This window comes from Nocardiopsis sp. NPDC049922 (assembly GCF_040660275.1).
Taxonomy (GTDB): domain Bacteria; phylum Actinomycetota; class Actinomycetes; order Streptosporangiales; family Streptosporangiaceae; genus Nocardiopsis.
The window spans coordinates 84165-106664 of the sequence record NZ_JBFAME010000001.1; the positions used below are offsets into that span (position 1 = coordinate 84165).

The following is a 22500-nucleotide window of genomic DNA, read 5'->3' on the forward strand; positions in this document are numbered from 1 at the left end:
CGCGAACCTCACCTCGGAAGTGAACCGATGAAGCGCTCTACCCTGTCGGCGACCGCCCTGCTGGCCTCCACCGTCCTGCTCGCCACGACCGCGTGTCAGAGCGACACCGGCCAGGCGTCGGCACAGGAGACGGCTCGGGAGGCCGCCGCCGACGCCGAGACGACCTCCAGCCCCGAGGCGTCCGGCGGTCCCGCGGACATCGACGTCTCGGACGTGGAGGGCGCCGTCCTGAGCACCAGCGAGGGCGACATCGAGGTGGACCTCTTCCCGGAGGACGCCCCGCTGACCGTGGCCAACTTCGTCGGGCTCGCCGAGGGCGAGGGGGTGCCCAACCCGGTGACCGGTGCGGCCGCGTACTACGACGGGACGGTCTTCCACCGGGTGATCGAGGGGTTCATGATCCAGGGCGGCGACCCCGAGGGAACCGGTCGCGGCGGCCCCGGGTACACGTTCGAGGACGAGTTCGGGTCCGGTCGGACGTTCGCGGAGCCGGGCGTCCTCGCCATGGCCAACTCGGGCCCGGGCACCAACGGCTCGCAGTTCTTCATCACGGTCGCGCCGACCGAGCACCTCGACGACCGCCACACGATCTTCGGCCAGGTGGCGGACGAGGAGTCGTACGAGGTCGTGGAGGCGATCTCCCAGGTGGCGACCGACCAGGGCGACCGTCCGACGGAGGACGTGACGCTGGAGTCCGTCACGATCCGGCGCTCCGGGGACTGAGGAATCAGCGTCGGCGCTTGGCCCTGGCGGCTCGGGCCCGCTCCACGGCGGGCCCGATCGCCTCGGCCAGTGCCGCGACGTCCTCCGGCGTGGAGGTCCGTCCCAGCGACAGCCGCAGACTACTCAGCGCGGTGTCCGGGTCGGCCCCCATCGCCAGCAGGACGTGGCTGGGCTGGGCGACCCCGGCCGAGCAGGCGGATCCGGTCGAGCAGGAGATGCCCTTCGCGTCGAGCAGCATGAGCAGGGCGTCGCCCTCGCAGCCGGGGAACGACAGGTGGGAGATCCCGGCCAGGCGCCCGTCCGGGTCGCCGTTGACCACGACGTCCGGGACCACCGCGCGCACGCGCTCCTCCAGCTCGTCCCGGAGCGCCGTCAGGTGCTTGACGTGCTCCTCGCGTTCGGCCACGGCGAGGTCGACCGCGGTGGCCAGGCCGCGCAGGAGCGGAGTGGACAGGCTGCCGGAGCGGATGTCGCGCTCCTGCCCGCCCCCGTGGAGGACCGGCACGGGGGTCAGGCCCCGGGCGACGACCAGCGCGCCCGCACCGACCGGACCGCCGAGCTTGTGACCGCTGACCGTGAGCGCGCCGACGCCGCTGGCGGCGAAGTCGACCGGTTCGGAGCCCACCGCCTGGACGGCGTCCGTGTGGAAGGGGACGCCGTACTCGGCGGCGACCGAGGCGAGCTCGGCCACCGGCTGCACGGTGCCGACCTCGTTGTTGGCCCACATGACCGAGACGAGGGCGACGGTCGCCGGATCGCGCTCGATCGCCTCCCGCAGCGTCCCTGGATCGACGCGCCCGAGGCCGTCCACGGCCAGCGGCTCGAAGACGGCGCCCTGGTGCTCGGCCATCCAGTGCGCGGGGTCCAGTGCCGCGTGGTGCTCGACGGCGCTCACGAGGATCCGTCGGCGCGCGGGCGCCTCGGCGTTGCGGGCCCAGTACAGGCCCTTGATCGCGATGTTGTCCGACTCGGTGCCGCCACCGGTGAAGACCACCTCGTGCGGCGTGCACCCCAGAGCGCGGGCGAGACGTTCGCGCGACTCCTCGACCGTGCGGCGCGCGGCCCGTCCGTGGCCGTGCAGGGAGGACGGGTTCCCGAGGGCGCCGAGCTCGTCCGTGAGGTCGGCGACGACCTCGGCACGGACCTCGGTCGTGGCTGCGTGATCCAGATACACCATGGCGGTCCCAGAATACGCGGCCGCCGTTGTCCACAGCCGCGATCCGACCCCTCCCCTCCTCCCCCAACCCCGATAACCTTGAGTCATGCCTGACACCGCGTCCCCGCAGCCCGCCGCCCACTGGCCCGCCCCGACCGTCCAGCGCCCGGTGAGCGCGCGGCTGTCCCTGCCCGGCTCCAAGTCGGTGACCAACCGGGCGCTCGTTCTGGCCGCGCTCTCGGAGACGCCGTGCCTGGTGCGCCGTCCACTCGCCAGCCGGGACAGCGAGCTCATGATCGGCGCGCTGCGCGCGCTGGGCGTGGGGATCACCGCCGAGGGCGAGGACCTCGTGGTCACCCCCGCGATGCTGCGCGGACCGGCGTCCGTCGACGTCGGCAACGCGGGAACCGTCATGCGCTTCGTTCCGCCACTCGCCGCCCTCGCCGCCGGCGACGTCCACTTCGACGGGGACCCGCGTGCCCGGGAGCGGCCCGTCGACGAGCTGCTCAACGCCCTGCGCGCCCTCGGGACGGACATCGACGACGGCGGACGCGGCGCCCTGCCCATGACCATCCACGGCACCGGAGCCGTGCCCGGAGGCGAGGTCACCCTGGACGCCTCCGGTTCGTCCCAGTTCGTGTCCGCCCTCCTCCTCAGCGGCGCCCGGTTCACCGAGGGGGTGCACGTCCGGCACGAGGGGCCGCCGGTGCCCTCCCAGCCGCACCTGGACATGACGGTGGAGATGCTCCGCGCCGTCGGCGTGTCCGTGACCACCGGGGAGAACTCCTGGCGGGTGGCGCCGGGACCGATCAAGGCCACGGAGATCACCGTGGAGCCCGACCTGTCCAACGCGGCGCCGTTCCTGGCCGCCGCCCTGATCACGGGCGGCGAGGTCACCGTCGAGGGGTGGCCCGAGCACACCACCCAGCCCGGGGACGAGCTGCGCTCCCTCTTCACCCGGATGGGCGGCGAGGTGTCCCGGTCCGGCGACGACCTGACCCTGCGCGGCACCGGGCAGATCAACGGCATCACCGCCGACCTGCGTGACGTCGGCGAGCTCACGCCGACCATCGCCGCGGTGGCCGCGCTGGCGGACTCGCCCTCCCGACTCACCGGGATCGCGCACCTGCGCCGCCACGAGACCGACCGCATCGCCGCGCTCGCCGCCGAGATCAACCATCTGGGCGGGGACGCCGAGGAGCTGCCGGACGGTCTGGTCATCCGGCCCCGGCCCCTCCACGGAGGCGTGTTCCACTCCTACGACGACCACCGGATGGCCACCTCCGGGGCCGTGATCGGGCTGTCGGTGCCCGGGGTGGAGGTGGAGAACATCGCCACCACGCGCAAGACGCTGCCCGACTTCCCCGGCCTGTGGGCGGAGGCCCTCGCATGAGCCGCACGCGGGGCGGGGGACGCCACCTGGACGAGGACGACATCCGGGTGCGTGCCCGGGGCGGTTCCCGACCCCGCACCAGGACCCGGCCCAAGCACGAGAACGCCGCGGAGGGCCTGGTCACCGCCGTCGACCGGGGTCGCTACCGGTGCCTGGTCAACGAGGTGCCGGTCGTCGCGATGAAGGCCCGTGAGCTGGGCCGCGGCTCCATCGTCGTGGGGGACCGCGTCGACGTCGTCGGTGACCTGTCCGGCAGACCCGACACCCTCGCCCGCGTCGTCCGGGTCCGCCAGAGGGAGAGCGTCCTCCGGCGCACGGCCGACGACACCGACCCCGTCGAGCGGGTGATCGTCGCCAACGCCGACCAGCTCGCGATCGTGTGCGCCCTGGCCGACCCGGCGCCTCAGCCCCGCTTCGTGGACCGCTGCCTGGTGGCGGCCTACGACGCCGGCCTCGCACCGCTGCTGTGCCTGACCAAGGCCGACCTGGCCGAACCCGACGACCTGGTCCGGGTCTACGAACCCCTCGGCCTGCCCTACGAGGTGCTCAGCCCCGAGGGGGACCTGACCCGGCTCAGATCCCGCCTGGCCAACCGAACCAGTGTGTTCGTCGGCTCGTCCGGCGTCGGGAAGTCGACGCTGGTCAATCGCCTGATTCCGGGAACCGACCGGGCGGTGGGGCACGTCAACGCCGTGACCGGCCGGGGACGCCACACGTCGACCTCCGCCGTGGCGCTGCCCTTCGAGGGCGGCTGGCTCATCGACACCCCGGGGGTGCGCAGCTTCGGCCTCGCGCACATCGAACCGGAGGACATCGTGGCGGGCTTCGCCGACATCGACGAGGTCACGCGCGACTGCCCGCCGGGCTGCACGCACCAGCCCGAGGAGGAGGACTGCGCGGTCGCGGCCGCCCTGTCCGCGGGCCGCTTGGACGCCGACCGCGTGGGGTCGCTGCGCCGCCTGCTCGCCAGCCGCGAGGGAACCCTCGACGAGGAGCCCTGACCACCCCCGACCGCCCAGCCACAGGGGGGTTGGACGGCCGCCCCGACCCACCAAAGGGGGGTTCACCTGACCGGAGACCCGTGCCACAGGGGGTTCGGAGTGACCGTCCCCGACCGCCCAGCCGCAGGGGGGTTTGGTCGGAAACCGTGTCCGCCTCGGGTCACTGAAGGGGGTTCGCCTGACCGGGACCCGTGCCACGGGGGGTTTGGACGGGAACCGTCCCCGGTCGGCCAACCGTAGGGGGTTTGGTCGGGAACCGTGTCCGTCTCGGGCCACCGCAGGGGGTTTGGGTTGTCCGGGTCCTGTGCCGGAGGGGGTTCGGGGTGACCGTTCCTGGTGGGCCAGCCGCAGGGGGTTTGGTCGGAGACCGTGACCGCCTCGGGTTTCCGTAGGGGGTTTGGGTTGTCCGGGTCCTGTGCCGGAGGGGGTTCGGGGTGACCGTCCCCGACCGCCCAGCTGCAGGGGGGTTGGACGGAGACCGTGATCGCCCCGACTCACCCAAGGGGGGTTGGGTCGACCGGTTCTCGGGTCCATAGGGGGCTGGGTGTGGTGTCCTGCTCACCCGGTCACCACTGGGGGTGTGGCTCGACCCGGAGGGCGTGTTCGCGGAGCGAATTCGTTCCGGAGGGCGAGGTCCCTCACCTATGGTCACCCTCTGCCCTCCACAGATATGCAGGACACGGCCACCACGTGGAAACGTGATTCCGAAGTGATGACACCCCCGGCCCCAGGAGCGGGGGGTGGACGGTTCAGGGACCACCGGCCCCAGGCCCCACACAAGTCCGCGCGCCGGTCACCGAAGGGGGCTGGGGACACGTGACCGTCCCGGCCACCACAGGGGGGGTGGGGACGGCATGACCGCTTCGGGACCACAGGGGGCTGGGGACACCCGACCACCCCGGCCACCCCAGGGGGTTCGCGGAAGCGTCCCTGGTCGCCCCACCACAGGGGGGTTGGCCGGACACCCGACCGCTACAGCACCCCAGGGGGCTAGGGACGGCACGACCGCTACAGGACCACAGGGGGCTAGGGACGGCACGACCAGCCCGGTCACCCCAGGGGGGTTCGCGGAAGTGTCCCTGGTCGCCCAGCCACAGGGGGTCGGCCGGACACCCGACCACCCCGACCACCACAGGGGGGTTCACGGAAGCCTCCCCGCCCGCCCCACCACAGGGGGCTGGGGATGGCATGACCGCTACAGCACCCCAGGGGGCTGGGGACGGCACGACCACTACAGCACCACAGGGGGTGAGGGACGGCACGACCGCCCCGGCCATCTCAGGGGGATCGGGAAACTTCTCCCGCACACGGGCAGTTTTCCCGAATCCCCAGAATCGTGCGATCACCCTCGGTAGTCTCCTGCCATGCCAGGATTCGACCACGAGCTTCAGGTGCGCCTGTTCCACAACCGTCCCGAGCTGGCCCCCGCCATGCTGCGGGACACGATCGGCTTCCCGGTACCCGACTACGCGCACGCCGAGCTCGGCTGTACCGACCACACCAAGCTCAAGCCCGTGCCGTTCAAGTCGGATGACGTCGTCGTCCTCTACGACCGCAAGGGGGCCAAGGTGATGGCCATCATCGCCGAGGTCCAGCAGAAGAAGGACCACGACAAGCCGTACACCTGGCCGCTGTACGTGGCCACCGTGCGGGAGATCCTGCGCTGTCCGGTCAGACTGATGGTGGTCTGCCCGGACAGCGGAACCGAGGAGTGGGCGCGAACCCCCATCGAGTTCGAGGCCGGTGGGGCTGTCTTCACTCCCGCCGTACTGGGACCGACCAACACGCCAGTGATCGACGACATCGACCAGGCCCGGCGCCTACCGGAACTGTCCGTGCTGTCTGCCGCCGCGCACGGTGACAACCCTGCGGTTCTCAAGGCCACCGAATCGGCCCTGGACGCCCTGCCCGAACACACCAGGCTCATTTACTATGACTACATCGAGTCGAAGCTCAGCGCGGCGGCTCGACAGAAGTGGGAGGAACTCATGGCGACCGGAACCTACGAGTGGTAAATTCACCGGAATGCCGTGTGCGACCCCCCGATAGAGACTCCTGACCTGCGCAAACGTCATTCTAGCAGAGTGCCGTAGGCGACTCATAGATTCACCAAAAACAAGCATCCATATGATGGATCTACTCCGGATCTTGTGGCGCACGAAAAGAAACTCCGGTACGGTCTCCAACACCCGGAGCGATGTCGGCGTCGTCGACTAGGGCCCCACAACAAGACGCCCCCGGGCGGTGCTACCAACACCGCGCCGAGGGCTTGATCCACTACCTGTGCAGACCAGGAGTAGACCCATGACCACCGTACCGCGCCCTGCGCGCGTCCCCCTTCCCGCTGTCGCGGGCCTCGGCATCGCGGCCGGGCTCGCCGCCGTGTCCTACGGCCACATCTTCGCCGTCGCGCTCCTCGCCGGGGCCGCCTCGTGGGAGGCCGCGGTCATCGCGGCGACGGTGGACGGGCTGATCGTCATGTCGCTGGCGACGATCGCGCTGGCCCGGCGACACGGCCAGAAGCCGCCGCCGGTGGCGAAGGCGTCCCTCCTCGTCGGCGTCGCGGCCACGGGCGCGGCCAACCTCGCGCACGGCGTCGCCTACGGGTGGCCGGGCGTGGCCACGGCCATCTGGGTCCCGCTCGTCGCCGAGCTGGCGTACCTCCTCGCGATGGCCGCGCTCCGGATCGTCCAGGAGGCGGCCGTCGCTGATCGCGCGGACACGCGTCCGGCCATCTGCGACCACACCATCCCCGTGGCCGCGCTCATGGTGCGCGTGGCCGCCCACCACCAGGAGGACGAGGAGAACGCCACGGCGGAGGCGGCCGTGTCCACGCGTCCGGTCGTCCGAGGGACGGCCACGCCCGTGGCGACGGACATCGACCCGGCGTCGGAGGTGGCCGCCGAGGAGCCTGCGGACATCCCCGCGGCGCGGCCGGACGCCCCTGTGGCCATCGGCGACCGCGCCGAGGCGGTCATGGAGTGGCTGACCGACCCGGACACGGCCATCACGCCGGACACGGCCACCGGGGCGGACGTCGTCGAGATGCTGGCCGCGCGCGGCCACGGCCGGGTGTCCGCGCGGACCGGGCGTCGGGTGCTGCGGGATGTCCGCGCGGCCATGCCCGACGAGAGCGACCGCCAGCTGGCCGTCGCGTGACCGGCAAAGGTGAGCGGGTCACGGCTGAATCGCATTCCCAGCGCACACGTAGAAGCCCCGCCTATCCTGAGGTTGCGACGCGACAGGAAGGCGGGGCCCGTGGTCACACATGATAGTCCCCAGGGGGTGGCCAATGGAGTGGCCACAGCGATTCGGGAACTACGCGAAGGCTGGGGTTGGTCGCAGACTCGACTCGCGGAGGCTGTGTGTGACGCCGCCGGACGCGACACCGTCACCCGCGAGACGATCTCCCGCTGGGAGTCGGGTAAGAGGAAACCGGGATCGTTCTGGCGGCCACATCTGGCCACCGCACTCCGAGTTCCTCTCGATGCCCTGGAGGCCGCCCGCGTGGACCGCCGACGTTTCCTTATGGCCGCGACTGGCGTGTCCGTCGCGCCGATGATCGCCTCTGATCTGCTCGCAGCGGGGTTCGCCGCTGCTGATGCCCGCCGCACGACCGACGACTGGGACGCTGTCCTTGACGACTACGGCCGCACCTACATGCGCCAGGGTGTGGTGGGCATTCGTGACCGCCTCACCGTGGACATGGTCGCCATCCAGCAGTCCCTCGCCGAGCCACGAGCCTGGGCGGTCGCCTCCGTGCTCGCCGTTCTGTTCGCTAAGACCATGCCGCTCGGCGACCACGCCACCGCCGTCCAGTGGTACCGCCGATCCGCTGCGCTCGCTGATCGGTCCGAGGACGTCAAGACGCGCGTGTGGGTGCGAGGTCGGGCTGCGTTGGCGCTCGCCTACGACCGTTCCGATGTCGACACGGCGGATCTCCTCGCCACCCAGGCCCTTGCCCTGGACGAGACCCCAGCCGTCGGACGACTCAGCGCACACCTGGCGGCCTCTCACGTGGCAGCCGTCCGTGGTGACGCCCGGGCGGCGGCCGACCACCTGACCGACGCTCGGCGCGCCTTCGACGCGGCCGGGGTGGACGACACCAGCAGCGACTTCAACATGCCCTGGTGGCGGTTCGGAATCTTCACCTCGGGGGCAGCAGCGCGGACCGGTGATGAGCAGACGGCGCTGGCCGCCCAGGAGGAGGCGGAGACGTCGATCCCCTCCGGGCATGACCGGTATCGCACCCATCTCGACATGCACCGAGGGTTGATGCTCGCCAAGGCTGGCGACCAACGCGGCGGCGTCTCACACGCCACGACCGCGCTCAACCAACTCCCGGCGCCGCAGCGGTCGGTGACGTTGCGGCGATTGGCCGAGGAAGTCAGATCCGCCTGAGAAAGCGTGAAGATGCCCCGTAGCTCTGACTGCGGGGCGTCTTCGTGTGGGTGACTACTACAGTTCTGCGGGGTCGCGCGGCGGCCTGCCAGCCGCACTCTCGTCGGCGTCGTAGCGCCAGCCAGCCCACCGCTCGTCGTCCGCCGACAGCATCCCGGAGATGGCGGCGCCCGAGATGCCAAGAGCCCGAGCAGCCGCAGCCTGGGAGCCGCGTTCAGTTCCGAACGCACGGCGCACGTGATCCGCGCGCAGGAATCCCAGCACGGACAGCCACGTGCGGGCCTCCTCCATGCGAGCGGTGATGGCCGCGTCGACCTCGGCGGGGTCGCTGTAGCCGAGGCTGGCCAGGAACAGATCGGCGAACTCCGCCCAGGTGGCCAGGTGGGCGTCGCGGTCGTCCTCGCTGGTGATCCGGGTCGGGTCGGTAAGCACGCGGAAGGTGCTGCCGACCGCGTGCTCAGCATCGCGGGCTACTTCTGCGACCGATCGGCAGACGACCGACCACGTCGCCCCGGTGGCCAGCGCTTCCCATGCCTGGCCACCGGCCACCCACATACCTGAACCCTCTCCGTGAAGGGCTGCGGCGAGCCGGGGGAAGGACTTCGCGCTTGCCCCTGCACGGCGAAACGCAAGGTCAAGGGCGTCTTGTCGAGTCAGTTCGTTGGCGATCTGGTCGGCCACGGGAGTCCCCTTCGGTTGAGTGCCACCCAATCTTAAGAGGGGGGTTAACTATTTGGCTACCCCCGAGGCCACTCCCCACCCAGTGCGCGTCTGGCGACGATCAGTCATGCGACGCGACTGCAAGAGGTGATGACCATGACACGGAAGACCCAGCCGACAAGACCACCCCGACCGCTGGCCATTCGCCTGGGCTGGCGGCGACCGCGGCGGGCAGAGCGCATTCGCGCCTACGTGGCGTGGCCCGCTGGCGACCTCGCTCCGCTGGCGCTGGGCGTGCGACTGCTTCTCACCGCGAGGAGGGCGGCATGACCTCCGAGGAGACGTGCCCCGAGATCGGACTTGACCCTTCCGGATTCGTCCGCCGGTGCGTCCTGGCCCCCGGCCATGAGGACCGGCACGAGGACGCCAAGGGCCGCCGCTGGGAGCCGCCGGAGGTCTCCTTGCCCCGGCTCCGGGACCGATGGGGCCACGCCTACTGGATCGCGTGGACCGGCCGCATGTGGGTCGCCACCGCTCACGACCGCTGCGCCCCCTGGCGCACCGAGGTCGAGCCGACCGTCGAACAGCTGGAGACACGGCTCCACCGCCACACCCGCCCGCGTGTACCCGCCGCGACGCGGGACCGTTGACCGCCGCGCCCCGGGCCCCCTCCGCCGACCCTGGCCCGGGGCGCGGCTCCCCGACAGAGAGGACGCCATGACCCCCGACGAGACCCGAATCCTCGCCCTGAGGGCCACCGCCGAGCAGGCCGGGTACGACGCCGTGGTCGAGATCCCGGACGACTCCTCACCGCGCTCTGTGGACGTGCGGGTGACGGTGGGCGGCGAAGTGGCCGCCGCGATCCGTGTGTACCTGGACGGTGGGGAGTGGCGGTACGAGATCTCTGCACGGCGCGGTGGTGTGGCCGACGGCGGACTCCGCACCCGGCACCTTGCGCCCGCCGACGAGCCGGTCACTCCACAGACGCTGCGTAGCGCGCTGGGCCACTACTTCGCGAGGGTCACCAGCGCACACCCCCCGGCCCCGTACCCACCCCGGGTGCCGGAGGACGTCCCCGCGTGGATGCGGGTGTACGCCGCCACATGACTCGGCGCCCGCACGGTCAGGTGCGGACGCCGTAGGGCCACCAGGCCCACCCCGGCGGGCGGTCGCCTGATGGGCTGGTACGCCCGCGGACCCGCCCGCGCCGACCGGGGTGAGCCCGACGAGCCGCCCGTTGAGCCCGCCGAGAACGAGGGCAGCGACGGCGATGAGTAGACCCCCGCGTGTCCGGAGTCCCTACCGGGCACGCGGGACCAGGCGGCCGCCCCGCGTTGGGGGATGAGGGGCGGCCGGGCCCGGGGCCACCGGAGAGAAGCCGGTGGCCCCACTTCCAACCCTCACGCCATCACGCACAGCCACAGGGGGGATACATGGCAGAGCACAGGTTGAACATCCGGATCCCGATGCGAGAAGAGGAAGAGGCGGCGTTCCGAGCCGATCACGCGCTCGGGGAGCACGACTCCACACGGGACCGGCTGGCGACCACCATTCATGACGAGCTGGAGGGCCTCGGCGCGATCAACGGCTGGTGGAGGGAGGTTCACGTGTCCTGAAGGGTCAATCGCGGCCGGTGGCCGCATCCGGACACGCAACGGCTCCGCCCCTCGTCGAAGAGGCGGAGCCGTCATCCGATCACATCATGCCGCGGCGGTGAGCGACCATGTGGAGCGCACCGGTTCCCGCCACGAGGGCGGCCCAGATGGTCCAGGCCCACCAGGCCGGGCCGGTCATGATGGTGCCGACGACGATGGCGGCCAGGGCGAGCAGCACGGTCGCCCACGTGATCCAGACGGCGGTCTTCGTCTTCATAGGCATCCTTCCTATACGCGGTGGTTCTGTGCGAGTCTGGGAGGTGGGGCGGACCCCGGATGATGTGTGCATCCGGGGCCCGCCTTACCGCTTGTGGCGGCGGCGGTGGCGTCCGATCGCGTGCTTTCCCTTGCCTGGCTTGGGCCGGTCCTGGATGAACCGGATCAGCGCCAGCAGGAGGGCCGTGCTCGCGATCGTCAGCGTGATCGCCTGGAAGAGAGTCACTCTCTCACCTCCCCTCTATTCTGTTGTGCTTTCAGTGTACTGCCTAGGCATGACATGTGCAAGCCTAGGCAGTACACTTTTCTCATGAGCTTCGCAGACGACCACACCACCCACATCATCAACGCCCTGACCAGCATCAATGACCCCGCCAGCCGTGCCCGCGCCGCCGGAGACATGCTCAACTCCATCCCCGCCCTCCAGCGCGCACTACGCGAAGCGCGCCAGGAAGCCGTCCTCCAGATGCGCGCCGCGGGTGCCTCGCATGCCGACGTCGCGACGGAGTTGGGCATCACCCGCAGCCGTGCTCAGGGGATCGCCGAGGGCAAGAGCACCGCAGCCCGCAAGAAGGCGACGGAATGACGAACGCGCCCCCGCTCCTCGTGCGAGGAGCGGGGGCGCGCTGGTGTGTGGCCTACGACCGGCGGGTGTGCGGTGCCAGCCACCCGGCGACGAACACGACCAGGGTCACAGCCGCAGCGGCGACGGTCTCGGGCACGTCCATGCCGAACTGGGACGTGGCGAACACGAGCACGGTGACGGCCGCGGCCGACGCGGTGGCCACGGTGACCTTCTTCTCGGGACGGGCGGACGACTTCGGAGCCTCGTGCATGGTGGTCATGCCTCCAGGTTGACGGTGCCGGTGATGGTGGCGGTCGCGGGCAGGCTGGTGCCGGAGCCGCTGGGCGCGTCCGCGAGGATCTCCTCGGCCTGCTTGCGCGCGAGGGCCTTGAGGATCTGGGCGTAGGCGTAGGAGGTGACGGTGTCACCGTTGGTGGCACTGGAGCCCATCTGCTGGCGCACCCACAGGACCGCGTCGGCGGTCTCCTGGCCGTAGCCGCCGTCCGCGCCGTACTGGGGCAGGCTCGCACCGCAGTAGAGCAGCACCTGTTGAAGAGCGGTCACCGGGCGCCCGCTGTCGCCCTTCGTCAATCCGAGCATCGGGTCATGTCCTTCCGTGGTGGTGGGTGTGGGTGAGCCGGGCGGTTGCTCGAAGGTGCCGTCCTCGACGAGGTCGTAGAGCAGGCTGCCCGGACACGAAGTAGAGGAGAAGTCGCGGTGTCCGAGCACCCTTCCGGACACGCCGTGCTCGGACATCAGCCGGGCACGGAGTCGGCGGACGCCGTCGATCTGCGCGTCGGTGGGTCGCTCGCCCTCGCCGATCATCAGGGACACGCTGTACCAGTTGCGGTTGCCCGAGGTGGTGCCCTGGGCGGCCTGGTAGCGGTTGAGCCCGCGACCCTCGAAGATGCCGCCCTCGGTCGAGATGCCGAAGCTGTACCCGATGTCGGCCCAGCCGTTCCCTGACACGTGGCCGTCGCGGGTGGCCTTCCAGTACGCGACACAGTCGCCGTGGCCGGTGAGCCCGGTCGCGGGCCCGTTGTAGTGCACGACGAGACCGGACTCCGGGTCGGCATAGTCGGCGGGTGAGGACGCGGACCAGCCGAAGTAGGTCCGCGGGTAGTCGATCATCGGTCGCCTCCAGGGCATGGTGACGGCCCCGGCGGCGGCCGGGGAGAGTGGGGTGATGGGTCAGGTGGTGAGGAGCTGCACGGCCAGGAGCACAGACCCGACCACCAGGGACAGACCCCCAGCGATCACCGCGCCCCACACCATGCGGCGGTCGGCCGCACGCCGCTCCTCGGTGCGTACTCGTTCGACGTCCTGGCGTTCCTCGGCGCGCTCCAGTTCGGCGCGCACGGCGGCGACCTCGGCGGCGAGCCGATCGGCGCGCTCCTCGGCGAGCCGTTTGTCGGCCGCGTACACGTCACCGGACACGCGGTCGGCGAGTTCACGTTTGATGTCGTCGAAGCCGCGGCGCATCTCGTCACGCATCAACGTCAGAAGCTCTCCGAGGTGCGTGTACTGGCTCGGGGATGGTGATGTCGTCACGAGCGCTCCTAGATCGGCGATCCGAGCCGCAGCACCGCTGGGGCGGACGGCTCGGGCGGTGCAGCGGCGGGGCCGATCCACACCCCGTCGTCGGCCACGGCCAGGTGGGACAGGTACACCGGCGGCGGGATCGTGCCCAGCGCGAGGTCCATCGCGGCGCGGGTCTCGGGCCCGGCCTCGCCGTCGACCAGGGCGAGTCCGAGGTCGGTCTGCTGGTTCATCACGGCGGACTGGGTGCCGGACCCGAAATCGCCGTCGGCGCCCCACGGCGACAGGTCTTCGCCCAAGTCGATCAGGTCGTTCTGTAGCTCGGTGACCTCGGGGCCTTGGTCGCCGATCCGCAGAGTGGTGCGGCGGCGCCACCGGTAGCCGGTGATGTTAAGAGTGCGACCCGGGTCGGCTAGGCCCAGCCAGGTGTTGATGCGGGCTCCGGTGGTGGCGTGCCCGGCGAACACCTGGGACACGAGGTCGGTGCCGTCGTAGGCCAGCTCCACGCGGAGCAGCTGCCCGAGCGCGACAGCGGACCCGTCCGAGGAGTCCCACACCAGCGGGGCCGCGGCCAGGTCCGGCGTCTGCAGCCTGGTGCCGACGTTCCCCCCGGCGGTGCCGTGCACCGTCCAGGCGTGCGTGGGCAGCACAGCAGAGGAGCGAACCTCATCGGTGCCGTGTCCCGCGTCCTGGAGCTGGGGCATCCACACGTACCACCGGGCCGACCACGGGCCCGACGCGGGCAGGGATACCTGCAGTGCGGGTGTCTCGCCGCGGTGGCCTCCCGTGTCTAGGCGCAGCACCGGGAAGTCGTGCACGGTGTGGGTGTCGTCGTAGACCGCGCGGGCGCCGCCGTGGGCGATGGTGACCGTGCCGACGTCAGCGGACGCGGCCAGAGTGACATCGGTGGCCTGCACACCGACGTCCCCGTTCAGGCGGTTGTCGATCGTGAGGGTCACCGGATCATCACCTGCACCGTGACGTCGGCGACGTCGTCGGCCGGGTCGGACAGGGTTACCTGGGTGGTGACGCCGGTCCCGTCCGAGACGGCCGCGGCGGGGGTGACGGTGGCGGCCTGGGTGGTGGTGTCGAGGACGACGGCGGCCACGACGGTGGTGGCCTGGGTGTCCAGGTCGACGGTGAGGACCTGCACGGTGACGCTGCCGGTGGTGATGGTGGCCTCGGCGCGCACGGTCTCGATGGTCTGCCCTGTGCCCTCCAGGTTCACGTACCGGTGGGGACTGGTCGCGTCTTCCACTGCTCCGGCCATGGTCCACACCAGCGGGTGGGCGGTCGCGACGACCTCTGTGCCGCCCTGCTCCAGGGTGGTCACGCGCGCCTCGACTCCGGCGACGATGGAGGGCCAGTCGATGCTGGTGAGAACCCACTTGTTCAGGTCTGGGGGGTCGTCGACTCCGTCGAAGGTGTCCTCGGCCTGGCCGAGGAGGAGGGTTTTGGCCTCGTCGGGGCCGCGGAAGCGCGGGATCCTGCCGTAGCTGGTCGCGGTGATCTCGGTGACGGCCGCGCCGGTGTGGTCGAGCAGGTCGGTGATGCGGGTGCCGGTGGTGTAGTCGTAGGCCCACAGGCGTGCGCCCGGTATGAGTACGGCGTTGTAGCCGAGCTGTTCGTCGGCCCAGGTGTACTGCTCGCCGGGGCCGACGACGAAGTCGGTGGGGCTGTCGCCGAACCAGTAGCGCATGCGCCCTCCTCAGTCCAGGACGTAGGTCGACCCGCCGAGGTCGACCCACGTCGGGTCGTAGTGGGTGTAGACGAGCAGGCGGCCCGCGTCAGCGGAGCCGACCGAGGTGGACAGCAGCTCCAGGCGTGACGTGGTCCCGTTGGACCGCGACGTGGTCGCGACCGCCCACCGCCGGTATGAGCCCGTGCGGATCTCTGACGGGACGCGCGCCACGTACTCGCCGCTGTCCAGCGCCGCGCCGCTCTGGCGTCGGATCCTCCCGTCCAGGCGGACGACGTCGGGGGCGTCGTAGCGCCACCTCGGAGGCGTGCCGGGTGCGGGTTCGTACCCCGCGCGCAGAGTGAGCGGCTGCCACGGGGACGGGTAGGTGGTGTCGGCGACCAGCCGCCAGGCCCCCGACGTGTAGGTGATCAGGCGGCCGGTGTCGGTCTCGAAGGCCAGCGCGCCGTCCCACGGGTTGGGCGGGCGGACGGTGGAGACGCAGGGGATGGCCCCGGAGGGGGCTGTCCACTGGCGCACGGACAGGGCGACGTCGCCGGGGCCGACCACGGCGGATCCTCCGGCGATGGTGTACCGGGCCAGGACCGTGTCCCAGGTGCCTGCCGGGTCGCGGGTCGGCGAGGGCCAGGAAGACGAGCCCGCGGTGCCCTCGATGATGTGTGGGTAGCAGGTGCCGGTGCCGGTGTCGGCGCGCAGGACCACCAGGTCCCGACGCTCCTGGCTGGCGCCGTTGGGTGGGATGGACAGCGGGACGGGGGCGTCGGTGCGGTACCACCAGCCGCCCACCATGGCGTAGCCGGTGCCGACGGTGAGCTGCGAAGTGGTGTTCGCGGTGACGGTGAGCTGGTTCCCTGCGTCGGGCCCGGAGGCCACCACACCGTCGGCGGCGTGGCGGCGCACCAGCCGCGCGTAGGAGGTATCGGCGGTGATGGGGGTGGCGGTGAACACCCCGTACTCCTCGGCCACGGGTCACCTCCTGTTCTGGAGTTGGTCGACGTCGCGCCGCAGCTTGGCGACGCGCTGGTAGATGGCGGGCGCGTCCTGGGCGTCGCCGATGCTGGGCTCGATGCGGGGCCCGTCGTCGGGGGTGCGGGTGTAGGTGACCTCGCGGATGATGTCGGTGACGTCGCCGATCTCGGTCTCGGCGGTGACGATGTCGCCGAGCCAGTAGTCGCGCCCCCACCGGATCGCGTCGGTCTCGATGGGCTCGAAGGTCACCGAGGCTTTTCCACCGGCTTCGGCGAACCGCTCGTCGGCGGAGGCTTGCGCGGCGGCGTCGGGGTCGACGTAGCCGTCCGAACCCGGGGCGGCGGCCGGGTCGACGTCGCGCCGGTCGATGAACTCCTCGCGCTGGAGTCCTGGCCACAGCGGGTCGGGCTGGGTGAACCGGTAGAACCGGCGCTGCTGGCCTTCACCGCCGACGCCGACGACGATGTCGGTGACCTCCGGCGGGGTCAGCGAGTAGCTGTACGAGCCGAGGGTCCCGAGCCCGGTGGAGAACCGCACCTGCCCGGAGCGGTCGACGGGCACGTAGGGCTCCCACACCAGGGACGCGCCCTGCTGCACGACGCGGAAACCCAGCCCGGCGGTCTGTCCGATGCCCCACAGCGCGTCCAACAGGACGTCGAACCGGGTCTTGGACTCGATCGTGGGGCCGCGGCCCTGGGAGGCCGGGAGTACCAGGCCGGGCACCTGCCGGTCGGCGAGCGCCGAGCCTCCGGCGTTGACGTCGATCAGGGTGCGCATGACCGTCTCGGCCGGACCGGTGGTGACGTAGTGGGCGTCGTCCTGGGTGGCTCCGGTGGTCGGGATGGTCTGGGACGGGCGGGGCCAGCACAGCCGGGCCAGGGCGGCGGTGTCGGTGACCCCGGAGACGGTGACGGTGTCGGACTCGCCGTCCGCGGCGCGCTCGGTCGGCCGGGCCGGGCCGGACAGCAGCACCTGGCCGTCGCCGTCCAGGAGCAGGATGCCCGCACCGGACAGGAGCAGGTCCGCCGACGCCGAGCCCGCCGGAACGCTGACCTTCCACGCGCCCAGGGCCAGGTGCCGCTCGGTGGCCTCCAGGGCGGTCTCGTCCTCTATCAGGCCCGCCAAGCTGAGGTCGGGGTTGCGCACGAGCAGCATCCACTCGGTGCTCATGCGGTCAGCTCCCAGGGGGTCAGGGTCATCTCCAGCTTCGACCCGGTGCCGAGCCCGGTGAGGATGATGTCGACGGTGTTGGCACCGGGGGCGAGCGGCCACAGCACCGACCCGAGCGCCAGGTCGGCGAACCGGTTGGCTCCGGTGTGGTCGCGGACGGTCTTGTGTCGGGGGCGGGTGTCGATGATGATCTGCTCCCCGGCGGCCAGGGTCGCGTCGAACTCCAGCCCCTGGCCGGTGGACACGTTGGTCATGGTCGCGGTGCCGGAGAGCGGCCCGGTGATCGTCCACACCGGCCAGCCCCGCACACTGCCGGGGTTGCGGATCGTCATGCCCTGGCCGACCACACCGGAGTCGCGTACCTGCACGGGCAGGATCGGCAGCCAGGTGTCGGTGACGGGCTCCAGCGCCCACCGGACCGTGATCGGGGCCCGCTCCCAGTAGGGCTGGGAGGCGAGCAGGGTGAGCCCGTAGGTCGCCCAGTCCATGCCGGTGTCGCCCCCGCCCTCGGGGCCGTCCATGCCGGAGACGTACCGGGCGCGGATCCACCGACGCTGGCCGGTGGACTCGGCGACCTCCAGGACGCCGTCGCCCCCGCCGTCGGCCTCGGTTGGGGAGAACGCCTGGGCGAGCGCGCGCCGCTTGGCGAGCACCTCGGGGCGGGTGGGTGCCTCCAGGTAGATGGGCAGGAACACCTCCCTGGCCTCGGTGCGGGTGCCGCGGATGACGGTGCCGTCCAGGAGGCTGTCGGACTGGTAGAGCTGGTAGGTCGGCATGGCCAACCCGCGGGCGCCCTCCAGGACCGCGTACCCCTGCCCGATGTCGGACAGGCGCACCTCCTGCCCTGCCGCCGAGGTCCAGGTGACCCGCGGCGGCGACCCGACCGGACTGCCCGGCACCACCGGCTCCGGCGCAGGTTCGACCGGTTCGGCTGGCAGGTACACGATGGGCACGACGAGCCTCCTCTACGGGACGGGGTGCAGGCGCTCCCAGTCGGACAGCGCGGTCACGACACGGCGAGCCGTGCGGCGGCCGTCGCCGCTGCCGGTGATGTGGAACGTGTGGCCTTCGCGGGTGCGGTGGCCCTGCCGTTCCAGGACGGAGATCATCCGGTCGATCCGGTCCTGCTGCGCCGAGGTGTACACCGCTTCCGGGCGGCCGGTGCGGTTCTCGACCATCGTGTAGCCGGGCCGGAGCCACCCGCCGCCGTCGTAGAGCTGGGCGCCCCCACCGGCAGTCGACTGCGAGCCGGGGCCCCCGGCGGCGTAGGCCACGGGGGCAAACCCGTACCGGTCGGTGTACATCGAGTGCGAGGCGCCGCGTGCCGACGTGCCCTTGTGGACACCCGCCGATCCGGAGGACTCGACGTTGACGCCGAGCAGGGTGCCGGACATGTGCGACCCGCGCGCCGAGGAGCCGTTGACGACGCCGACCTCGAAGGGCGACCGTAGGCCGCGCACCCACCCGGACGGTGCCCGGGTGCCGCGGAAGTCCATGGTCGTGTACCGCCTGGCGGGGCGCAGGCCGCGGATCACGTTTTCGATCCCGGCCATGAACCCGGAGCAGTCCCAGCTCGGGTTGCCTCCGCCACCCCACTGGTAGGGGAGGCCGACCTGGGTGTCGACCCACTCGGCGGCGGCCTGCAGGCGCCGGGAGGCGGTGGCGAGCCCGACCCAGTTCGCGGCGCCGCCGTTGGTGGCCTCCAGCCACGAGAAGGATTTGATCTTGTCCTTGAGGCCGTCGACCAGGTACTCCACACCGCGCGTCGGCAGACCCCGGAATCCATCCCGCCCGAACCGGGATTCGATCACGGACACGAGCGGGCGGGCGACCTCGTCGACCGCCCCGGCCAGGCCGCCGGTCAAAAAGCCCGTGGTGAGGTTGCGGCCGAAGTTGCTGACGGCGTCGACGATGCCGCCCTGGGCGTACCCGGCGCCCTGAGCGAGGTCGCGCACCCGAGGCGAGGTGCCCGACTGGGGGCCTCGCCCGGCTGCGTACCGCTGCAGCGCAGTCGTCCCCCCGGAGACTCCGATTGCGTTCCAGCGCAGCAGTTCGTTGCGCAGCGCGGGGACACGCATCGCCTCGGAGACCGCGACGCCTTCACCCTCGCGCATGGGGCGCATGTGGGTGTCGCCTCCCCGCCAGCTGCTCCGGCCGGGCAGGATGCCGCCTCGCGCGAATCCCTCAGGCAGGTTGACCTTGTCGAGGGTAGACAAGCCGACCTTGTCGGCAACCCAGTTCCATACCTTGCGGATGCCCTGGTTGTACACCTGCTCGACCACGAATCTGGCGGGCGCTTTGGTCAGGTCCTTGACCTTCTCCCAGGCCTTGCCGATCCCGTCCTTCGCAGTCTCGAAGCTGCGCTTGACCGCCTGGACGCCGTCCTTGACGTAGTCGAAGACGATCTTGATGCCGTCCCAGGCGCGCGAGATGCCGGTCTTGATGCCGTCCCAGGCAGGCGTGACGACGTTCTTCCACAGCCAGGTGAAGATTGGCGCCAGGGTGCCGTCGATGAATCCGTGGACGGCGGTGAAGGCGGGCTTGATGACCTTGGACCAGGCCCAGGAGATGGCCTTGCCGATCCCCTGGAAGGCGGGAGTCACGACGTTGTTCCACAGCCACATCGCTGCGTCGCCGATGGCCGAGAACGCCGGGGACAGGTAGTTGTCCCACAGCGCCTTGCCCTGTTCTCCCAGCCACGTCGCGGCTGCGGCGATCCCGGCGAACGCGGCGTCGACCAGGTCGCGGAACCAGTCGACTTTGTTGTAGGCCAACAGGAGCGCGCCGATGAGCAGTCCGATGCCGACCACGATCAACCCGATCGGGTTGGCCGTGAGCGCTGCGTTCAACAGCCACTGCACGCCGGTCCAGGCGATCGTGGCCAGGCGTACCGCTCGCTGGGCGACCGCGGTGGCGATGGTGGCGACCCGGGCCCGGGTCGCGGACACCGCCGCCCGGGTCTGGGCCAGGGCGAGCGTTCCCCAGTGACGGGCGGAGGTGAGCGCTGCCCGACCGGCCTTGGTGGCGGCCGAGGCGGCGGTGGTGATGCCGCCCTTGGCTGCGGTGCCCGCCTTGGCTCCGGCGCCTTTGATGGAGTCCCCGGCGTACATGGCGCGCAGGCGCAGCCCGTCTAGGGCGGGGCGCCCCTTCCTGGCGAGGTCGCCGAGGGCCTTGCCTCCGGCGGTGGCGCCCTGGACGATGCCGCGCCCGACGTTCCACGCCCCGGTGGCCACGGTCGCGGCGGTCGCGGCGACCTTGTACGCGGCCCAGGCCGCGCCGAGTCCGAGGACGGCGGCCCCGGCCTGTTTGACGGTGTCCATGTTGGTGGTGACCCACTCGGTCACCTGGGTCAGGACCGGTGCCAACTCCTCACCGAGGACGGTCTTCAGCTCGCGCCAGGCGGAGGCGAACTGCTGGGCGTCGGTCTGCTCCATCGCGTCGGCGGCGTCGGAGGCGGCCCCGGCGATGTCGCCCATGCCGTCGGCTGCCGTGTCCAGGTCCAGGGAGTACAGGCTCTGCCCGAGGTCCTCGGCCTTGGTGCCGAACAGCTCGGTGGCGATGGCGTTGCGCTCGGTGGGGTCCTCTACGTCGCGCAGGGCGTCCAGGGTCTCGTCCAGAGCGCCGCGCGCCGAGGATCCGCCCTCGCCGATGGCGGCGAACATGGCGTCGGCGTCCATGCCGAGCATCTCGTAGCCGGTCCGGACCCGGTCGGCCCCGGCCACGGCCTCGATCGAGAATTCCTTGATCGCGTCCGCGACCGTGTCAGCGTCGCGCGCACCGGCGTTGAGGCCCTGGGCCATCAGCCCGACCGAGTCGGCCCCGCTGAGCCCCATGTTGCGGAACTGGGTGCTGTACTCGCTGAAGGTGTCAGCGAGGTCGTCGGCCGCGTTGGCGCCGCCCTGGGCGCCGGAGATCATGATGTCGAACGCTTCCTGCGCGTCCGCGGCCAAGCCGGTCTTGACCATCTGCGCAGCCGCCCGGGCAGCGCGGCCCACGTCCACGTTCAGGGTGTCGGCGACGACCAGCGCCTGCCTGGAGACCTCCTGGAGGTCGGCCGAGCTGGAGTCGCGCATGAACTGCATCTGCTGGACGACGTCGCCAACGGCATCGGACACCTCCGGCATGGACGCGCCGAACCCAGAGGCATACACCTGCCCGGCGACCGCGCCGATCCGGGCGGCCTCGGTCTCGCTGACACCGAGCTGGGACTGGAACCGGCCGGTCGCGGCGGACATGTCCAGCGCCGAGGTGAACCCGGCGCCCAGGGCGGCGCCACCGGCCGCAGCGGCTCCGGCCGCGACCGTGGACACGGCGCTGGAGATCTGCGACGCGCCGCGCCGGATCGAGGCCCCAGCGCGGCTGGTCAACGTCGCACCGAGGTCGTCCCCGGCCTGCCGCCCCGCCCTGGTGATCGGGGTGTTGAGCTGGGCACCCATCTGCGCGCCGATCCCGCGCACGGACGGGATGACGGTGAGCACGGCGTACCCGGCGGACTCCGCAGCCATGAGGGATCACCTCCCTCACGACGTCAGGACGCCCGGTTGGCGTACCGCTTCTGGTGGTCAAGGAGCTTGCGCGACCAGTCACCGTCAGGCGGGGCACCCCGCTGGGTCACGCGCTGTCGGCCCTCGTCGACCGGCGGCCCCGGCCGGTCCGGGTGAGACTGCTCGGCCCACAGCTCCCACAGCCCGGCCAAGTAGTGCTCGGAGCGGGAGAGGTGGTCGACCCCGGCCGCGCGCCAGACCGTGGCGTCGGCGGGCAGCATCCGCACGAGCGTGCCCAGGCGCCGCCAGGTCAGGCGGGACCCCGGCCGGTAAAGGTCCACGAGGTCGACCTGGTAGACGCGCAGCAGGTCGGCCTCCACCGCGTCCGCGTAGCGGCGGAGTAGGCGGAGGAGGCTTCTCATTCCCCCGCAGACTGCCCGTAGGCGTCGCGCATGATGGTCTCCTGCAGGTCGCGGACGTCCCCGAACTTCATGGGCGTGTGGGCCCCCTTCAGCTCCGCCCACTGGGCGACGCCGAGCAGCGCCCGCAGGTGCTTCACGAGCTGGCCGTCCTCGGCGTACTCCTGGATCTCGATGTCCCAGTCGTCCACGGTCGGCGGGACCCGAACGTCGGTTCCGCGCCACTGCACGACCTTGAGCAGGTCGGTGGGCTCCATCTGCTCGCTGCGGGTCGCCTCGTCCTGGACGGCGGCGAGCCGCTCGGGGTGGGGTTCGGCGGCCGTCTGCGGAGCGGCGGGCTTGGCGGCGCGGGGCGACTTCTTCGGAGCGGTCATGGTGTGCAGGTTCCTTCCTCGTGCAGGTGGTCAGAGGTGTGGGGGTGGTGGGGCGGCGACCTGCACGCACACCGCC

25 protein-coding genes are annotated in these 22500 nt (G+C 71.4%); 10 read left to right on the forward strand and 15 right to left on the reverse strand.

Going from position 1 to position 22500, the window contains the following annotated elements:
* Window positions 1-27 precede the first annotated feature (27 nt).
* Window positions 28-723: a peptidylprolyl isomerase gene (locus AB0I72_RS00355; protein ID WP_358560856.1), complete on the forward strand. Its 696-nt coding sequence runs from the start codon at window positions 28-30 to the stop codon at window positions 721-723.
* A gap of 4 nt (window positions 724-727) precedes the next feature.
* Here the strand turns inward: AB0I72_RS00355 and AB0I72_RS00360 are convergent, their stop codons facing one another.
* Complete coding sequence (locus AB0I72_RS00360; protein WP_358560859.1) at window positions 728-1900, reverse strand: cysteine desulfurase family protein; 1173 nt, start codon at window positions 1898-1900, stop codon at window positions 728-730.
* A gap of 85 nt (window positions 1901-1985) precedes the next feature.
* Here AB0I72_RS00360 and aroA point away from each other — a divergent pair, with 85 nt between their 5' ends.
* The 5 genes from aroA to AB0I72_RS00385 all read left to right on the forward strand — a co-directional run bounded on the left by aroA (window position 1986) and on the right by AB0I72_RS00385 (window position 8674).
* Window positions 1986-3272 (forward strand): 3-phosphoshikimate 1-carboxyvinyltransferase, encoded by a 1287-nt coding sequence (gene aroA / locus AB0I72_RS00365; protein WP_358560862.1) that lies wholly within the window; start codon window positions 1986-1988, stop codon window positions 3270-3272.
* Window positions 3269-4273, forward strand: a complete 1005-nt coding sequence (gene rsgA, locus AB0I72_RS00370) for a ribosome small subunit-dependent GTPase A (protein ID WP_358560865.1) — start codon at window positions 3269-3271, stop codon at window positions 4271-4273. The genes aroA and rsgA overlap by 4 nt, the downstream gene beginning before the upstream one ends.
* A 1364-nt stretch (window positions 4274-5637) precedes the next feature.
* On the forward strand, window positions 5638-6288 hold the full coding sequence (locus tag AB0I72_RS00375; RefSeq protein ID WP_358560868.1) for a hypothetical protein: 651 nt from the start codon (window positions 5638-5640) through the stop codon (window positions 6286-6288).
* A 289-nt stretch (window positions 6289-6577) separates the two neighbouring features.
* On the forward strand, window positions 6578-7432 hold the full coding sequence (locus tag AB0I72_RS00380; protein ID WP_358560871.1) for a hypothetical protein: 855 nt from the start codon (window positions 6578-6580) through the stop codon (window positions 7430-7432).
* 138 nt (window positions 7433-7570) lie between these two features.
* Window positions 7571-8674, forward strand: a complete 1104-nt coding sequence (locus AB0I72_RS00385) for a helix-turn-helix transcriptional regulator (RefSeq protein ID WP_358560874.1) — start codon at window positions 7571-7573, stop codon at window positions 8672-8674.
* Between the two features lie 57 nt (window positions 8675-8731).
* Here AB0I72_RS00385 and AB0I72_RS00390 read toward each other — a convergent pair whose 3' ends face one another.
* Entirely contained in the window at window positions 8732-9355 is a 624-nt protein-coding gene (locus AB0I72_RS00390) for a hypothetical protein (protein ID WP_358560877.1), read from the reverse strand.
* 305 nt (window positions 9356-9660) lie between these two features.
* On the opposite strand from AB0I72_RS00390, the gene AB0I72_RS00395 reads away from it, so the two are divergent.
* The 3 genes from AB0I72_RS00395 (at window position 9661) to AB0I72_RS00405 (ending at window position 10950) form a co-directional block, all read left to right on the forward strand.
* Window positions 9661-9984, forward strand: coding sequence for a hypothetical protein (locus tag AB0I72_RS00395; protein WP_358560880.1), 324 nt, complete (start codon window positions 9661-9663; stop codon window positions 9982-9984).
* A gap of 67 nt (window positions 9985-10051) precedes the next feature.
* Complete coding sequence (locus AB0I72_RS00400; protein WP_358560883.1) at window positions 10052-10441, forward strand: hypothetical protein; 390 nt, start codon at window positions 10052-10054, stop codon at window positions 10439-10441.
* Window positions 10442-10767: 326 nt separating this feature from the next.
* Window positions 10768-10950 carry a hypothetical protein gene (locus AB0I72_RS00405; protein ID WP_358560886.1) on the forward strand — a complete coding sequence of 61 codons (183 nt, stop codon included), beginning with the start codon at window positions 10768-10770 and terminating at the stop codon, window positions 10948-10950.
* A 79-nt stretch (window positions 10951-11029) separates the two neighbouring features.
* Here AB0I72_RS00405 and AB0I72_RS00410 read toward each other — a convergent pair whose 3' ends face one another.
* Entirely contained in the window at window positions 11030-11206 is a 177-nt protein-coding gene (locus AB0I72_RS00410; protein ID WP_358560889.1) for a hypothetical protein, read from the reverse strand.
* An 84-nt stretch (window positions 11207-11290) separates the two neighbouring features.
* Window positions 11291-11431 carry a hypothetical protein gene (locus AB0I72_RS00415; RefSeq protein ID WP_358560892.1) on the reverse strand — a complete coding sequence of 47 codons (141 nt, stop codon included), beginning with the start codon at window positions 11429-11431 and terminating at the stop codon, window positions 11291-11293.
* A gap of 84 nt (window positions 11432-11515) precedes the next feature.
* Between AB0I72_RS00415 and AB0I72_RS00420 the strand changes: the two genes are divergently transcribed.
* Entirely contained in the window at window positions 11516-11791 is a 276-nt protein-coding gene (locus AB0I72_RS00420) for a hypothetical protein (RefSeq protein WP_358560895.1), read from the forward strand.
* A gap of 52 nt (window positions 11792-11843) precedes the next feature.
* Here the strand turns inward: AB0I72_RS00420 and AB0I72_RS00425 are convergent, their stop codons facing one another.
* From AB0I72_RS00425 to AB0I72_RS00475, 11 genes are read right to left on the reverse strand one after another with little or no spacing between them, the layout of a single operon-like run.
* Window positions 11844-12050 carry a hypothetical protein gene (locus AB0I72_RS00425; protein ID WP_358560898.1) on the reverse strand — a complete coding sequence of 69 codons (207 nt, stop codon included), beginning with the start codon at window positions 12048-12050 and terminating at the stop codon, window positions 11844-11846.
* Complete coding sequence (locus tag AB0I72_RS00430) at window positions 12047-12901, reverse strand: peptidoglycan recognition family protein (protein WP_358560901.1); 855 nt, start codon at window positions 12899-12901, stop codon at window positions 12047-12049. The genes AB0I72_RS00425 and AB0I72_RS00430 overlap by 4 nt, the downstream gene beginning before the upstream one ends.
* Before the next feature lie 60 nt (window positions 12902-12961).
* Window positions 12962-13321 (reverse strand): hypothetical protein, encoded by a 360-nt coding sequence (locus AB0I72_RS00435; RefSeq protein WP_358560904.1) that lies wholly within the window; start codon window positions 13319-13321, stop codon window positions 12962-12964.
* 8 nt (window positions 13322-13329) lie between these two features.
* Window positions 13330-14268, reverse strand: coding sequence for a peptidoglycan-binding domain-containing protein (locus AB0I72_RS00440; RefSeq protein ID WP_358560907.1), 939 nt, complete (start codon window positions 14266-14268; stop codon window positions 13330-13332).
* On the reverse strand, window positions 14265-15008 hold the full coding sequence (locus tag AB0I72_RS00445) for a hypothetical protein (RefSeq protein ID WP_358560910.1): 744 nt from the start codon (window positions 15006-15008) through the stop codon (window positions 14265-14267). The genes AB0I72_RS00440 and AB0I72_RS00445 overlap by 4 nt, the downstream gene beginning before the upstream one ends.
* 9 nt (window positions 15009-15017) lie before the next feature.
* Entirely contained in the window at window positions 15018-15974 is a 957-nt protein-coding gene (locus tag AB0I72_RS00450; protein WP_358560913.1) for a hypothetical protein, read from the reverse strand.
* A 3-nt stretch (window positions 15975-15977) separates the two neighbouring features.
* Window positions 15978-17147, reverse strand: a complete 1170-nt coding sequence (locus AB0I72_RS00455; protein WP_358560916.1) for a siphovirus ReqiPepy6 Gp37-like family protein — start codon at window positions 17145-17147, stop codon at window positions 15978-15980.
* Window positions 17144-18100 (reverse strand): hypothetical protein, encoded by a 957-nt coding sequence (locus tag AB0I72_RS00460; protein ID WP_358560919.1) that lies wholly within the window; start codon window positions 18098-18100, stop codon window positions 17144-17146. The genes AB0I72_RS00455 and AB0I72_RS00460 overlap by 4 nt, the downstream gene beginning before the upstream one ends.
* Window positions 18101-18112: 12 nt before the next feature.
* Window positions 18113-21652 carry a phage tail tape measure protein gene (locus tag AB0I72_RS00465; protein ID WP_358560921.1) on the reverse strand — a complete coding sequence of 1180 codons (3540 nt, stop codon included), beginning with the start codon at window positions 21650-21652 and terminating at the stop codon, window positions 18113-18115.
* 23 nt (window positions 21653-21675) lie between these two features.
* Entirely contained in the window at window positions 21676-22053 is a 378-nt protein-coding gene (locus AB0I72_RS00470; RefSeq protein ID WP_358560924.1) for a hypothetical protein, read from the reverse strand.
* Window positions 22050-22424 (reverse strand): hypothetical protein, encoded by a 375-nt coding sequence (locus AB0I72_RS00475; protein ID WP_358560927.1) that lies wholly within the window; start codon window positions 22422-22424, stop codon window positions 22050-22052. The genes AB0I72_RS00470 and AB0I72_RS00475 overlap by 4 nt, the downstream gene beginning before the upstream one ends.
* Window positions 22425-22500 lie beyond the last annotated feature (76 nt).

Coding starts and splice junctions, on each gene's coding strand:
- AB0I72_RS00355 (WP_358560856.1), top strand. CDS start 28: ATGAAGCGCTCTACCCTGTCGGCGACCGCCCTGCTGGCCTCCACCGTC.
- AB0I72_RS00360 (WP_358560859.1), bottom strand. CDS start 1,900: ATGGTGTATCTGGATCACGCAGCCACGACCGAGGTCCGTGCCGAGGTC.
- aroA (WP_358560862.1), top strand. CDS start 1,986: ATGCCTGACACCGCGTCCCCGCAGCCCGCCGCCCACTGGCCCGCCCCG.
- rsgA (WP_358560865.1), top strand. CDS start 3,269: ATGAGCCGCACGCGGGGCGGGGGACGCCACCTGGACGAGGACGACATC.
- AB0I72_RS00375 (WP_358560868.1), top strand. CDS start 5,638: ATGCCAGGATTCGACCACGAGCTTCAGGTGCGCCTGTTCCACAACCGT.
- AB0I72_RS00380 (WP_358560871.1), top strand. CDS start 6,578: ATGACCACCGTACCGCGCCCTGCGCGCGTCCCCCTTCCCGCTGTCGCG.
- AB0I72_RS00395 (WP_358560880.1), top strand. CDS start 9,661: ATGACCTCCGAGGAGACGTGCCCCGAGATCGGACTTGACCCTTCCGGA.
- AB0I72_RS00400 (WP_358560883.1), top strand. CDS start 10,052: ATGACCCCCGACGAGACCCGAATCCTCGCCCTGAGGGCCACCGCCGAG.
- AB0I72_RS00405 (WP_358560886.1), top strand. CDS start 10,768: ATGGCAGAGCACAGGTTGAACATCCGGATCCCGATGCGAGAAGAGGAA.
- AB0I72_RS00410 (WP_358560889.1), bottom strand. CDS start 11,206: ATGAAGACGAAGACCGCCGTCTGGATCACGTGGGCGACCGTGCTGCTC.
- AB0I72_RS00420 (WP_358560895.1), top strand. CDS start 11,516: ATGAGCTTCGCAGACGACCACACCACCCACATCATCAACGCCCTGACC.
- AB0I72_RS00425 (WP_358560898.1), bottom strand. CDS start 12,050: ATGACCACCATGCACGAGGCTCCGAAGTCGTCCGCCCGTCCCGAGAAG.
- AB0I72_RS00430 (WP_358560901.1), bottom strand. CDS start 12,901: ATGATCGACTACCCGCGGACCTACTTCGGCTGGTCCGCGTCCTCACCC.
- AB0I72_RS00445 (WP_358560910.1), bottom strand. CDS start 15,008: ATGCGCTACTGGTTCGGCGACAGCCCCACCGACTTCGTCGTCGGCCCC.
- AB0I72_RS00455 (WP_358560916.1), bottom strand. CDS start 17,147: ATGAGCACCGAGTGGATGCTGCTCGTGCGCAACCCCGACCTCAGCTTG.
- AB0I72_RS00465 (WP_358560921.1), bottom strand. CDS start 21,652: ATGGCTGCGGAGTCCGCCGGGTACGCCGTGCTCACCGTCATCCCGTCC.
- AB0I72_RS00470 (WP_358560924.1), bottom strand. CDS start 22,053: ATGAGAAGCCTCCTCCGCCTACTCCGCCGCTACGCGGACGCGGTGGAG.
- AB0I72_RS00475 (WP_358560927.1), bottom strand. CDS start 22,424: ATGACCGCTCCGAAGAAGTCGCCCCGCGCCGCCAAGCCCGCCGCTCCG.